Source organism: Thermobacillus xylanilyticus (assembly GCF_907165215.1).
Classification (GTDB): domain Bacteria; phylum Bacillota; class Bacilli; order Paenibacillales; family Paenibacillaceae; genus Thermobacillus; species Thermobacillus xylanilyticus.
Window position 1 is genome coordinate 1 of sequence record NZ_CAJRAY010000025.1, and the last position, 12,813, is coordinate 12,813.

The window sequence follows — 12,813 nt, forward strand, 5'->3', positions numbered from 1 at the left end:
AAGGAGACGGGCAACTCAAGCTCGTTGTTCAGTTTTCAAGGAACCATCTTCGTCGTCCTCGTTTCAGCGGCGACTTTTATAATATATCACATCTGCCTGCCTCATTGCAAGTGCCAATTTTCGACTTCCGTTTCGCCGTCCGTCGGCCAATCGGTACGCTCCGTCAGGCGCGATTGATAATGTATCATACCCTATCGATCAAAGTCAATAGCTTGTACCCGGTAAAGAAACAAAATATCAATTCTTCATGACCAAATCCCCGATTTTCTCAGATCAGCACGGCTTGCAGCCCGGCGATCAGCGCAATGCCCGGCACCCCGAGCGTTACGATCACCGCCGCCGTCACCGGATTGAGCGGAATGTGAACGCCCGAGATCCAGCCGAATTCATTCAGCCCGTAGATGACCGCCGCCGCAGCCGCCATATGCAGGAAGAATCGCGTGAGCCACGCCCGGGTCATGCGTCTCCGCACCAGAATATACAGCAGCGCCGCCGAAGAAACGGCCAGCATGACGGCAAACACCGTCTTCATCCCGCACCCGCTCCTTTTTCCCACTCGATGCGCCAGTGAACGTTCAATTTTTTCGCCTGTCTGAGCAGCATTTCGTACCGCTTCTCCGCCGCTTCGATCGCATAGATCGCATAGTCGATCTGATCGAATCCCGCCGCGTATTCAAAATGCCGATGCGCATTGACCCAGTCCCGGTGCGCTTCGCGAATATCGCGAATCAGCGCCTGCGCCGACTGCGACGTCAACTGCCTGTCCGCTTGGGGCTGCGCGGCTTGCGGTTCGGGCTGCGCGCGCGCTTCCGCCGATCCGCCGCCTCCTATCCGCCCGATGACCGCCTCGCGTATCGAGCTGATTTTCCGCCGCAAGTCCGGCAATCGTTTCCAGTCCATGGCTCGCCCTCCCGTTCTCCGCAATCGTTCCGCAGAATACGATCCGCTGCTACCATACCTATAACGGGCGGGACAAACTTAGAACCGGAGCACGGTCCGCACGCAACAAAAAAACCGCGCCGTCTTGACCGGCACGGTTCTGCGTCTTACAACTCTCTTCGTCCTTCGAGCGCCTTGGACAGGGTGACTTCGTCCGCATATTCCAGGTCTCCGCCGACGGGCAATCCGTGCGCGATGCGCGTCACCTTGATGCCGAACGGTTTGACCAGGCGGGACAGGTACATCGCCGTCGCTTCGCCTTCGATGTTCGGATTCGTCGCCAGAATCATTTCTTTCACCCGGTCGTCGGTCAGCCGCTTCAGCAGTTCGGCGATGCGGATCTCGTCCGGGCCGATGCCGTCCATCGGCGAAATGGCTCCCTGCAGCACATGGTATTGGCCGTCGTACTCCTTCGTCCGCTCCATGGCGACGAGGTCCTTCGGCTCCTGGACGACGCAGATGACAGACGGATCGCGCGTCTTGTCCTGGCAGATGCGGCAAGGATCCACGTCGGTGATATTGCAGCAGATGGAGCAGTAATGCAGGTTGCGTTTGACGCTGACCAGCGCCTTGGCGAACGAGACGACGTCATCCTCGCTCATGCGCAGCACATGAAAGGCAAGGCGGGCGGCGGTCTTCGGACCGATGCCCGGCAGCCGGGAGAACGAATCGATCAGCTTCGCGATCGGTTCCGGATAGTACAAGAGAGGCCGCTCCTCCTCAGAACAGACCCGGAATCTTCAGGCCGCCCGTGAACTTGCTCATATCCTTGTTCGCCATCTCTTCCGCTTTGTTCAGCGCGTCGTTCACGGCCGCGAGCACGAGGTCCTGCAGCATTTCGACGTCGTCCGGATCGACCGCTTCCGGCTTGATCGTGATGCCGAGAATTTTCTTGTGCCCGTTCGCCCGCACCGTCACGACGCCGCCGCCGGCGGTGCCTTCGACTTCCTTCTTCTCAAGCTCCTCCTGGGCTTTGAGCATCTGCTCCTGCATTTTCTTCACTTGCCGCATCATCTGCTGCATGTTGTTCATATTCGCCAACTCTCCTTAATCAAAAATCATGTTTTGTCATCGTCCACGACGACGACGATTTCTTCGCCGAACAGCTTCACCGCTTCTTCAACCCAGGGCGGCCTGCCGGCCTGTTCAGCCTGCTCCTCCTCGGGCTGAAGCTCCAGCGTCTCGGGCTGCGGGCGTTCGCCTTCGCCTTCCGCGGCAGCCTGCCATTCCTTCAACAGGACCGTCTGGAACCGCATCGGCGCGCCGAACACTTCGCCCATGACGCCCTCGATGATTTCACGGTTGGCGGGCTTCTCCGTCGTCTGGCGGTGCATCGTGTTCTTGAACGCGATCAGCACCTGGCCGCCCGTCGCGGACACCGGTTCGCCGTCGATCAGCCAGGCATGGACCGAGATGCGGACATCCTTGACGCGCTGCAGCACTTCCGGCCAGCGGGCCTTCACCTTCCGCGTCTCTTCCGAATCCCGCGCCGCGATGTACGGCTCCAGCTTCACCCGGCCGATGGCGGGCGCCGCGCTCCGCTGCGAGCCGAAGGCCCCGGCGGGGCGGCCGCCGCCCGCGCCCGGCCGGCTCTCGCCCGGCGCGGCAGACCGCGGCAGGTCTCCGCCGCCGGAGCGAAGCAGCTGCTCGATGCGCTGCTCGAGCATTTCGACGCGCCGGCGGAGCTGGTGCAGCTCCGCCGCGTCCGCGGACTCGCGCGCGGCCGGCGCGCGGGCCGCTTCGGCAGGCTCCGGACCGCCGGACGCGACGTCCGAAGCGTCGTCGGGCAGCGTGCAAATTTTGAGCAGCGCCACCTCGAACATCGTCTGCGGCTGCGCAGCGAAGCGCATTTCATTCTGGTATCGGTTCAGGATGTCGATCATCCGGAACAGGCGCCCTTCGGCAAACCCTTCGGCCGCGCTCCGGAAGCGTTCCGCGTCGACGATCCGCTCGGTGGCGGCGGTTCGGTCAGGCGCCAGCTTCAGGAGCAGCAGGTCGCGGAAGAAGACGATCAGGTCCTCCATGCACTTGTCGGCGCTCTTGCCCGCCGCTGTCAGCGCTTCCGTAACGCGCATGACCGCCGCGGCATCCCGGGTGCGGACGGCTTCCGCCAGTTCCTCGAACCGTTCTGCGGGGATTCCGCCCGTCACGTCGACCGCGCCGTCGAGCGTGATGCGCCCGTCCGTGAACGCCGCCGTCTGCTCCAGCAAGCCGATCGCGTCGCGCATGCCGCCTTCGGAGAGGCGGGCGATATACGCCAATGCGTCGTCTTCCGCCTCGATGCCTTCTTCCTCGCAGATCCGCCGCAGCCGTCCGACCTGCTCCTCGAGCGGCACCGGCCGAAAATCGAACCGTTGGCAGCGGGAGACGATCGTTGCGGGAAGCTTGTGCGGTTCGGTCGTCGCCAGGATGAAAATCACGTGCCCGGGCGGTTCCTCCAGCGTTTTGAGCAGAGCGTTGAACGCTTCGGAGGTGAGCATGTGCACTTCGTCGATGATGTACACTTTGTACCGGACTTCCGTCGGTGCGTAGCGCACCTTGTCCCGGATGTCGCGGATTTCGTCAATCCCGCGGTTGGAAGCCGCGTCGATCTCGATCACGTCAAGCACCGTGCCGGCGGCGATGCCTTCGCAGGCCGCGCAGGCGTTGCACGGGTCCGGCGTCGGTCCGTGCTCGCAGTTGACGGCTTTGGCCATGATCTTGGCTGCGCTTGTCTTGCCCGTTCCGCGCGGACCATTGAACAGATACGCATGCGCGATCCGGTTCTCCCGGATCGCGTTCTGAAGCGTTTGAATGACATGATGCTGGCCGACCATGTCCTGGAACGTCTGCGGACGCCAGGCGCGGTACAAGGCGATATGGGACACGCGGACCGTTCCTTTCCATCGTCCGGCCGTGAGGCCGCATGATGCTCTATTATACACCAATCGGACAACAAGAGAAACGACGTTGCTGCTTTCCGGTCATCACAAAAGCCGTCCCGGGCAAGCCGGGACGGCCGAATGTGCGATATTCAAGTTAAGGTCCGTGCACCTGCCTCCGATCATTGCGTTCCAAGCGGCATTCCCGATCCCCGCTCGGGCCAGGCACTCCCCCGGCACATGAACAAACCTGCTTATGGCTGCTTCCTTCCGGACCTGACCAGGTTCACAGGGGCTCATTGCGGAGGACCCGGCCGTCAACACGGCTTGCGGGCGCCAGCCTTGCAGCGCAAGACCTCGGGCAGGAATTCAACCTCGCTGCAGCGGATTGCGAGTTACAGGGCACCGCTACCTCCCCGTCTAGCACGGTAAAGATAAGTATAGCCGATCCGGATTCGGATCGCAACCGGGCATGATTGTCAATGCTGTGAAGTTGTTGTGATCGCATCCCGAAACCGGGGACATCATTCCTGGTCCGCGTCGACCGTCACCCGGTAACGGGGAAAATTCTCCTTCAGCACCGCTTCCGCCCGCGCGGCAAGCTGCGCCGCTTCCTCCCGGCTCAGCGACTTGTCGATCTTGAGATGCACATGCATATGAGACCCGCCCGTCCGCGTGATCCGGATATCCCGGATGCCTTTCATACCCCGCAGCAGTTGCGCCGCGAATGCGTTGTCGCGCCGGTAGCTCCAGGCCGTGCCGGTCAGCGGGAGGTTCGGATTGGTATTGCTGGTGCCCATATAGCCGTCGTTGCCGTAATAATCGGTCGGATCATCCGCATCGCGGTCCGCGTTCCCGCATCCTGTTGCGGCGATCGCCGCGGCCAGCAGAACGCCGGGCAGCAGGAAGCGAAGCCGGCGTTTCCGCAGACGCAGTCTGATGAACATCATGAAGAAACCTCCCTTCGCCATTAGGATGGCTGGGGGAGGTTCGAGTATGCATCCGATCAGATGCCGTATTTCTTCTTGAAACGGTCAACGCGGCCGCCGGCATCGACGAACTTCTGTCTGCCCGTGAAGAAAGGATGGCAGTTCGAGCAGATTTCAACACGGAGGTCCGCCTTCACCGAACCCGTCTCGAACGTATTGCCGCATGCGCAGGTAACCGTCGTGACGTGATACGTCGGATGAATATCCTGTTTCATCTCGTTCACCTCTTTCACGCCCTGAGCCCATAATGCAGGCCCAGAGTTAAATGACACATGAGAGGATTATAGCACGGATGGTCAGACTCGCGCAATGGTCTTTCCAGTCCGTCATTCCTTCCCGGCGGCCGACGTTTTCCGGCGCCGCAATTCGGGCGGCGGCACATGCGTATAGTTGCCGATGCGCACGTCCGGCAGCTCCGCCCGGAAAATCTCGATCATCTGCTTCATCCCGTAGATCTCGCCGCGCGCAGGCGGGATAAGCTCCAGATAGCTCTCCGGATCGATGTTCAGATTGCGCAGTTGAATAAGCTTCAGTCCGGTCCGTTTCGCGAACCCGATCATCGCCTCGATCTCTTCCTCGCGGTCCGTCACGCCGGGGAAGACCAGGTAGTTGATCGAAGTATAAACGCCGTGATCCGATGCGTATTTGAGCGACTTCTCGACGTTCGCCAGCGAGTAGCCGCGCGGACGGTAATAAGCGTTGTAGTGCTCGTCGATGGCGCTGATCGTGCTGACGCGCATCAGATCGAGCCCGGCGTCGACGATCGCCCGGATGTGATCGGTCAGACCGGCGTTCGTATTGATGTTGATATACCCGAGATCAGTCTTCTCCCGCACCCGGCGGATGGCGTCAATGATCAGCTTCGCCTGGGTCGACGGCTCGCCCTCGCAGCCCTGGCCGAAGCTGATGATCGCATCCGGCGTCTTCAGATGCTCGAGCATGATCTCGGTCAGCTCGTCCACCGTCGGCCGGAAGTTCATCCGCGTCTGCGGAGCGGGGAAGCCGCTGTCGTCCGGCTGCTCGGAAATGCAGCCGTAGCAGCCCGCATTGCAGCTGTAAGAGACCGGAACGGCGCCTTCCCAGCGATTCAGGAACGTGTTCGACGCCGTCAGACATTCATAGCCGAGCGCGCAATGCGACAGATGTTTGTACACCCGGTTCTCCGGATACCGGGCAAGCAGCGACTCGACGCCCGCCTCCAGTTCGCCGCGGTCGCAGTTCAGCGGATTCCAGGGCTCCGGATCGTCGGTGCGCTGCGCGGCGACATGGAAGCCGCCGTCTTTCCAGACGACCGCCGTATAGCCGAACAGCGGCAGCTTCTGACCGCGGTCTGTCTTGACGTAAGCGGGAATGGCCAGCCTCGTGTACCCTTGCGGCAGCAGCGCGCCGACCGCCTGCACGTCGCCCGGCAGCGGCCGCATCCCGCCCGTTTCGGGATCGATGCCGATCGGCCGCGTGAACGGCAGGCTGACCAGCGTCGCGCCTTCGGGCAGCGGGATCAGTTCGTCCTCCATCAGTTCGATGATCATGTCGGCGCTGCGGCCAAGCCCGCCCCATTCGGGATGGTCGTAGACGCGTCCGCCGGCATCGGCATACACCAGATTCATGCGTTCGTCCCACCTTCATTTATCCGCCCGAGCCCGTTCCAAGGGCGTTCAGGTCGTCGTGCGGACACTCCGCCTCGCGGCCCCCGTACCGCCGGAGCCAATGCCTCCGTCCGCCGCCAGCTTCGCCATGACGTCGATAAACTCCGCGTTCGACTTCGTCTCCCGCATTTTGCGCAGGAACTGTTCAACGAATTCGGGGGTGTCGTTCATCATTTTGCGGATGGACCAGGCGCACTCCAGCTCTTCCTTCGTCAGCAGCATTTCCTCGCGGCGCGTGCCGGAACGGCGGATGTCCAGCGCCGGGAAAATGCGGCGTTCGGCCAGTCTGCGGTCCAGCACGAGCTCCATGTTGCCGGTGCCCTTGAACTCTTCGTAAATGATGTCGTCCATCCGCGAGCCGGTATCGATGAGCGCCGTCGCCAGAATCGTCAGGCTGCCGCCCTCCTCGATGTTGCGCGCCGACCCGAAGAACCGCTTCGGCCGGTGGAACGACGCCGGATCGATCCCGCCGGAGAGCGTCCGGCCCGACGGCGGCACGACGAGGTTGTAGGCGCGCGCGAGCCGCGTGATGCTGTCGAGCAGGATGACGACGTCCCGCTTGTGCTCGACCAGACGCAGCGCCCGCTCCAGCACCATTTCCGCCACCTTGATATGGTTTTCCGGCAATTCGTCGAACGTCGAGGCGACGACTTCGCCCTTCACCGACCGTTGCATGTCGGTCACTTCCTCCGGCCGCTCGTCGATCAGCAGCACGAACAGCTCGATCTCCGGATGATTCGCCGAGATGCTGTTGGCGATCTCCTTGAGCAGCAGCGTTTTGCCCGCTTTCGGAGGCGCGACGATCAGCCCGCGCTGGCCCAGTCCGACCGGAGCGAGAATATCCATTATGCGAGTCGACAGGTTATTGGGGGAAGTCTCCAGAACGAGTTTCTTTTGCGGATAGAGGGGAGTCAGGGCGGGGAAGTGGAGCCGCTCAGCGGCAACTTCCGGACTCACACCGTTGACAGCATTCACCTGCAGCAGTCCGAAGAACCGTTCGTTCTCCTTCGGCGCCCGGCATTTGCCGGATACGAGGTCGCCGGTGCGCAGGTCGAATTTCCGTATCTGCGACGCCGATATGTAGATGTCATCTTTGCTCGGCAAGTAGTTGATGGGCCTCAGGAACCCGTAGCCCTCCGGCAGGACGTCGAGCACGCCTTCCATGAACATGAGGCCGCTCTGCTCGGCCTGGGCACGCAGGATCGCGAAGATCAGCTCTTTCTTCCGCATCTGGCCGTAGTTCGGAATCTGATGCTCTTTGGCCAGCTTGTATAATTCCGTAAGCTTCATCTCTTCCAAATCAGAGATTTGCAGATCGGTCATTATTTCACCCCTTGTTGTTCAATTTTGACCTTTATGCGAGGAACCGCCGTCCGTTGCGGCGGTTCAGGCCTCAGCCGATTTCGGGCTCGCGCCACACATCGGCTCCCAGTCTGCGAAGATTGTCCACAAGATTATCATACCCGCGATCAATATATTCGACACCTGCAATTTCCGTGACGCCTTCCTCAACCGTCAGCGCCGCCACGACGAGCGCCGCTCCGGCCCTGAGGTCGGACGCGCGGACCCTGGCGCTGTTCAGCTTGCTGCCTTCGATGATGGCCGACCGGCCTTCCACGCGGATCTTGGCGCCCATGCGCACCAGTTCCGGTACATGCTTGAATCGGTTGCTGTACACGTAATCCGTCAGGATGCTTACGCCTTCGGCCTGCGTGAGCAGGCTCGTCATCGGCGATTGCATGTCCGTCGCGAACCCCGGATACACAAGCGCCTTGACGTCGACGGCTGAGTAGGTCGGCTGGCCGACGACGCGGATCGATTCGTCCATTTCATAGATATGGACGCCCATTTCCTGCAGTTTGGCCGTTACGGCTTCGAGATGTTTCGGAATGACGTTGTCCACGACGACGTCGCCGCGCGTTGCGGCGGCCGCGATCATGTACGTCGCCGCCTGGATCCGGTCGGGAATGATGGAGTGCCGGCAGCCGTGCAGCCGGTCCACGCCTTCGATCCGGATTGTCTCGGTGCCCGCGCCCTTGATGCGGGCGCCCATCGCATTGAGCAGCGTCGCGACATCGATGATTTCCGGCTCCTTGGCCGCGTTCTCGATGATCGTAAGCCCTTCCGCGCGGGAAGCCGCGAGCATGATGTTGATTGTCGCGCCGACGCTGACGACGTCGAGATAGATCTTCGCACCGCGAAGTTTCTTCGCCTTCAGACGGATCGCGCCGTGTTCGTTCGTGACGGTGGCGCCGAGCGCTTCGAAGCCTTTGATGTGCTGGTCGATCGGACGGGGTTCGAAGTTGCAGCCGCCGGGCAGGCCGATCACGGCTTCGCCGAACCGGCCGAGCATCGCGCCCATCAAATAATAGGACGCGCGCAGCAGCTTCACCTTGCCGTTCGGCATCGGTACGGGACGCATGCGGGAAGGATCAATGATCATCGAATCCCCGATCCGCTTCACCTTGCCCCCGAGCTCTTCCAGAATCTCCGTGTAGACGGCCACGTCGCTGAGCCGCGGCAGATTGTCCAGTCTGACTTCGCCGTCGGCCAGTATCGAAGCCGGCAGCAGCGCGACGGCGCTGTTCTTCGCGCCGCTGATCGTGACCGTTCCGCGCAGCGGGCGGCCGCCGCGGACCATCAGTTTCTCCATGTCTCCCCATATCCTCCCGATGGCGCTGGTTGACCGTCATGCGGACGGATGCGCAGGAACCGCCGGCCATGCGCGGCGGTTCCTGCATGTATCAAAACAGATTACGCTTGGTTGCTGCTGCCGAACAACCGGATCTTCTCGGCCACGACTTCGATCATCGCTTCGCGCGCGGGACCGAGGTATTTCCGCGGATCGTAGACCTTGCTGTCCTTGCCGAGCACTTCGCGGATCTTGTCCGTGCAGGCGATCTGGTTCTCCGTGTTGACGTTGATTTTGCCTACGCCGCATTGGATCGCTTCACGGATCGCGTCGTCCGGAACGCCCGATCCGCCGTGCAGAACGATCGGAACCGGAACTTTCGCCGCCACTTCGCGAATGATGTCGAAGCGGATCTTCGGCTCGCCCTTGTACATGCCGTGCGCCGTGCCGACCGCGATCGCGAGCGCGTCGACGCCCGTCTCCTCCCAGAAGCGGATCGCTTCTTCCGGCTTCGCCAGCGCAGCGTCGGCTTCGTCGACGCTGATGTCGTCTTCGACACCGCCGATCGTGCCGAGCTCCCCTTCGACGGAGACGCCCATCGCATGCGCGGCTTTCACGATTTCCTTCGTCAGGCGGATGTTCTCTTCGAGCGGATAGTGGGAACCGTCGAACATGACCGACGAGAAGCCGGCGCGGATGCATTTCATCGCCACTTCGAAGCTGCTGCCGTGGTCAAGATGCAGCGCGATCGGCAGCCCGGATTTCTTCGCGGCGGCTTCCGCGATGGCGACGGTGAATTCGATGCCCATATATTTCAGGGCGCCTTCGCTGACGCCGTAGATGAACGGCGACTTCTCTTGGATCGCCGCCTCGACGATCGCCTGCGCGAATTCCAGGTTGTTCATGTTGAATTGACCGACGGCGAATTTGTTTGCTTTCGCTTTCGGCAGAAATTCGTTCATGGACACAAGTGGCATGGATTTCGTTCCTCCTAAATGATTTGCGCAATATGGTTCAAGCCGTGCAGACTTGTCATACTGAGACATTATACCACAATGCTTCCCGCTGTGTAATTCGTCTGGCGCTTCCCCGACAGAAAAAAAGGATCCGTGTTCGGATCCGGTCGCCTATCTGCTGCGCGTTTCGCTGCCCCGCAGCTGCATATTCACGACCATCCGCATCTCGTCGATGTCGAAAGGCTTCGTGAAGTGCATCAGCGCGCCGAGCTCGGTCGCCTCTTTGATCATGTCCAGTTCGCCGTACGCAGTCATCATGATGACCTTGATGTCGCGGTTGATCTCTTTGACCCGTTTCAATATCTCGAGCCCGTCCATTCCCGGGATCTTCATGTCGAGCAGCACAAGATCAGGCGATTCATCCTTGACGATCTCAAGCGCCAGTTTGCCGTTGGAAGCCTGGAATGTCCGGTATCCTTCGCCGCTGAACACTTCCATCAGCAGCATTCGGATGCCGTTCTGGTCATCCACGATCAACACTTTCTTGTCATCCAACGCTCGATCCCTCCTCGTGAGCGAATGCCGCGGCTCAGCCTGCATTCGGCCGGCCAGGCTTCACCCGGGCTGAGAGACAACACGCCCAGCAGGGGAGGTATTCGACGCCGATTCGTCAATATCCTTCATCAACTGGAAAAAAGTATCTCGTCCGTTACATTATTCCGCATGGCGGATCGCCGCACCCACGAACTCGCGGAACAGCGGCTGCGGCCGGTTCGGCCTCGACGTGAACTCCGGATGGAACTGGACGGCCAGGAACCACGGATGGTCGGGCAGTTCGATCATTTCGACCAGCCGGCCGTCCGGGGACGTGCCCGATACGCGCAGGCCCGCCGCTTCAATCCGCTCGCGGTATTCGTTGTTGAACTCGTAGCGATGGCGATGGCGTTCGTACACCAGTTCTTCGCCGTACGCCTGCTCGGCCAGCGAGCCCGGCGCGATCTTGCACGGATACAGGCCGAGGCGCATCGTGCCGCCGAGATCTTCAATATCCTTCTGCTCCGGCAGCAGGTCGATGACCGGATACGGCGTGGACGGATCGATCTCCGAGCTGTTCGCGCCCGTCATGCCGACGACGTGTCGCGCGTATTCGATGACGGCCACCTGCATCCCGAGGCAGATGCCGAAGAACGGCACCCGCTTCTCCCGCGCCCAACGGATCGCGGTGATCTTTCCTTCGATGCCGCGGTCGCCGAATCCGCCCGGCACGAGCACGCCGTGCACGCCGTCCAGCAGCTGATCCACGTTCTCCGGCGTGACGTCTTCGGCGTTCACCCAGCGGATCTTCACTTCGCGCTCCGCGTCGATGCCGGCGTGGCCCAGCGCCTCCACAATGCTGAGGTAGGCGTCGTGCAGCGCCACATATTTCCCGACGATCGCGATTTCCACCGATTCGGTGATCGCGTTCACGCGGCGCACCAGGTTTTCCCACTCGGTCATGTCGGGTTCCGGCGCGTTCAGTTTCAGATGGCTCACGACGATGTCGTCCAGCCCTTCTTTCCGCAGGTTGAGCGGAATTTCATACAGATTCGATGCGTCGCGGCATTCGATGACCGCGCCCTGGTCGACATCGCAGAACTGCGCGATCTTGCGCTTCAGATCCTCGCCCATCGGATATTCCGTGCGGCAGACGATGACGTTCGGCTGGATGCCGATGCTCCGCAGTTCTTTCACGCTGTGCTGCGTCGGCTTCGTCTTCACTTCGCCGGCCGCCTTGATGTACGGAATGAGCGTGACGTGGATGTACATGACGTTGTCGCGGCCGATGTCGCTTTTGATCTGACGGATCGCCTCCAGGAAAGGCAGGCTCTCGATGTCGCCGACCGTGCCGCCGATTTCCGTGATGACGACGTCCGAACCCGCTTCGCGGCCCGCGCGGAAAACCCGTTCCTTGATCTCGTTCGTAATATGCGGAATGACCTGAACGGTGCCGCCCAGATATTCGCCGCGCCGTTCTTTCGAGATGACGGTGGAGTAAATTTTGCCCGTGGTCACGTTGCTGTTCTTCGTGAGGTTGATGTCGATGAATCGCTCATAATGGCCGAGATCGAGGTCGGTCTCCGCGCCGTCGTCGGTCACGAACACTTCCCCGTGCTGATAGGGGCTCATGGTGCCGGGGTCGACGTTGATGTAAGGGTCGAATTTCTGGATCGTAACCTTCAACCCCCGGTTCTTCAGCAGCCGGCCGAGCGATGCCGCCGTAATGCCTTTGCCGAGCGACGATACGACGCCGCCGGTTACGAAAACATATTTCGTCACTTGCAGATGCCCTCCAGGTGAGTTGGTTGAAAAAACAAAAAAAGTGACACCCGCGCCGCGGGGCACTTTTCATACGCTTGCCGTGTATAAAGCGATCTATAGCCCAAGCAATAGTTTACCCGTGTGTCCGCGCCTGTGTCAAGTGAAACGGCCTGTGCCTTCCATCGAAAAGGCAATCCCGTTTCGCGTCGACCGACAAGCCCGTGCAAGCCCTGGTTCGGCTTGCGCTTGGAGGTCAAGTGAATCGGGGCGGCGCCGCGTACTTCCCGCCGGCGCGTCCGATTCCGTCGACCGACAAGCCCGTGCAAGCCCTGGTTCGGCTTGCGCTTGGAGGTCAAGTGAATCGGGGCGGCGCCGCGTACTTCCCGCCGGCGCGTCCGATTCCGCCGACCGACAAGCCCGTGCAAGCCCTGGTCCGGCTTGCGCTTGGAGGTCAAGTGAATCGGGAGAGCGCCGCGTACTTCCCGCCGGCGC

Annotated in this window: 15 protein-coding genes and 1 other RNA gene; 2 read left to right on the forward strand and 14 right to left on the reverse strand. The window is 61.2% G+C overall.

Annotation, left to right across the window (positions count from 1 at the left end; translation table 11 throughout):
* The coding region (locus tag KJQ12_RS05725; RefSeq protein WP_213483847.1) for a hypothetical protein at positions 1-251 on the forward strand (251 nt) is incomplete at its 5' end.
* Positions 252-268: 17 nt separating this feature from the next.
* Here the strand turns inward: KJQ12_RS05725 and KJQ12_RS05730 are convergent.
* From KJQ12_RS05730 to KJQ12_RS05795, 14 genes are all read right to left on the reverse strand, one after another.
* A complete protein-coding gene (locus KJQ12_RS05730; RefSeq protein ID WP_015256283.1) occupies positions 269-532 on the reverse strand; it encodes a pro-sigmaK processing inhibitor BofA family protein in 264 nt (87 codons plus the stop codon).
* On the reverse strand, positions 529-900 hold the full coding sequence (locus tag KJQ12_RS05735) for a YaaL family protein (RefSeq protein WP_213483848.1): 372 nt from the start codon (positions 898-900) through the stop codon (positions 529-531). Before KJQ12_RS05735 ends, KJQ12_RS05730 begins: the two co-directional genes overlap by 4 nt.
* A 146-nt stretch (positions 901-1,046) precedes the next feature.
* Positions 1,047-1,643: a recombination mediator RecR gene (gene recR, locus KJQ12_RS05740; protein ID WP_015256285.1), complete on the reverse strand. Its 597-nt coding sequence runs from the start codon at positions 1,641-1,643 to the stop codon at positions 1,047-1,049.
* Between the two features lie 16 nt (positions 1,644-1,659).
* Entirely contained in the window at positions 1,660-1,971 is a 312-nt protein-coding gene (locus tag KJQ12_RS05745; RefSeq protein ID WP_213483849.1) for a YbaB/EbfC family nucleoid-associated protein, read from the reverse strand.
* Positions 1,972-1,997: 26 nt separating this feature from the next.
* Complete coding sequence (gene dnaX / locus KJQ12_RS05750; RefSeq protein WP_213483850.1) at positions 1,998-3,806, reverse strand: DNA polymerase III subunit gamma/tau; 1,809 nt, start codon at positions 3,804-3,806, stop codon at positions 1,998-2,000.
* A gap of 158 nt (positions 3,807-3,964) precedes the next feature.
* An RNA gene (ffs, locus tag KJQ12_RS05755) (signal recognition particle sRNA large type) lies at positions 3,965-4,229 on the reverse strand.
* 95 nt (positions 4,230-4,324) lie between these two features.
* A complete protein-coding gene (locus KJQ12_RS05760; protein WP_213483851.1) occupies positions 4,325-4,750 on the reverse strand; it encodes a cation transporter dimerization domain-containing protein in 426 nt (141 codons plus the stop codon).
* Between the two features lie 56 nt (positions 4,751-4,806).
* Positions 4,807-5,004, reverse strand: a complete 198-nt coding sequence (rpmE, locus tag KJQ12_RS05765; protein WP_213483852.1) for a 50S ribosomal protein L31 — start codon at positions 5,002-5,004, stop codon at positions 4,807-4,809.
* Positions 5,005-5,115: 111 nt separating this feature from the next.
* On the reverse strand, positions 5,116-6,396 hold the full coding sequence (locus KJQ12_RS05770) for a radical SAM protein (RefSeq protein ID WP_213483853.1): 1,281 nt from the start codon (positions 6,394-6,396) through the stop codon (positions 5,116-5,118).
* Positions 6,397-6,444: 48 nt separating this feature from the next.
* Complete coding sequence (rho, locus tag KJQ12_RS05775; RefSeq protein WP_213483854.1) at positions 6,445-7,758, reverse strand: transcription termination factor Rho; 1,314 nt, start codon at positions 7,756-7,758, stop codon at positions 6,445-6,447.
* Positions 7,759-7,828: 70 nt separating this feature from the next.
* On the reverse strand, positions 7,829-9,088 hold the full coding sequence (locus KJQ12_RS05780; RefSeq protein WP_213483855.1) for a UDP-N-acetylglucosamine 1-carboxyvinyltransferase: 1,260 nt from the start codon (positions 9,086-9,088) through the stop codon (positions 7,829-7,831).
* A 101-nt stretch (positions 9,089-9,189) separates the two neighbouring features.
* Positions 9,190-10,044 (reverse strand): class II fructose-1,6-bisphosphate aldolase, encoded by an 855-nt coding sequence (fba, locus tag KJQ12_RS05785; RefSeq protein ID WP_213483856.1) that lies wholly within the window; start codon positions 10,042-10,044, stop codon positions 9,190-9,192.
* A gap of 150 nt (positions 10,045-10,194) precedes the next feature.
* Positions 10,195-10,578 carry a response regulator gene (locus tag KJQ12_RS05790; RefSeq protein ID WP_280529252.1) on the reverse strand — a complete coding sequence of 128 codons (384 nt, stop codon included), beginning with the start codon at positions 10,576-10,578 and terminating at the stop codon, positions 10,195-10,197.
* Positions 10,579-10,737: 159 nt separating this feature from the next.
* Complete coding sequence (locus KJQ12_RS05795; protein WP_213483858.1) at positions 10,738-12,339, reverse strand: CTP synthase; 1,602 nt, start codon at positions 12,337-12,339, stop codon at positions 10,738-10,740.
* A gap of 239 nt (positions 12,340-12,578) precedes the next feature.
* Between KJQ12_RS05795 and KJQ12_RS05800 the strand changes: the two genes are divergently transcribed.
* Positions 12,579-12,813 (forward strand): hypothetical protein (locus KJQ12_RS05800; protein WP_213483859.1); only part of this gene is annotated, 235 nt, incomplete at its 3' end.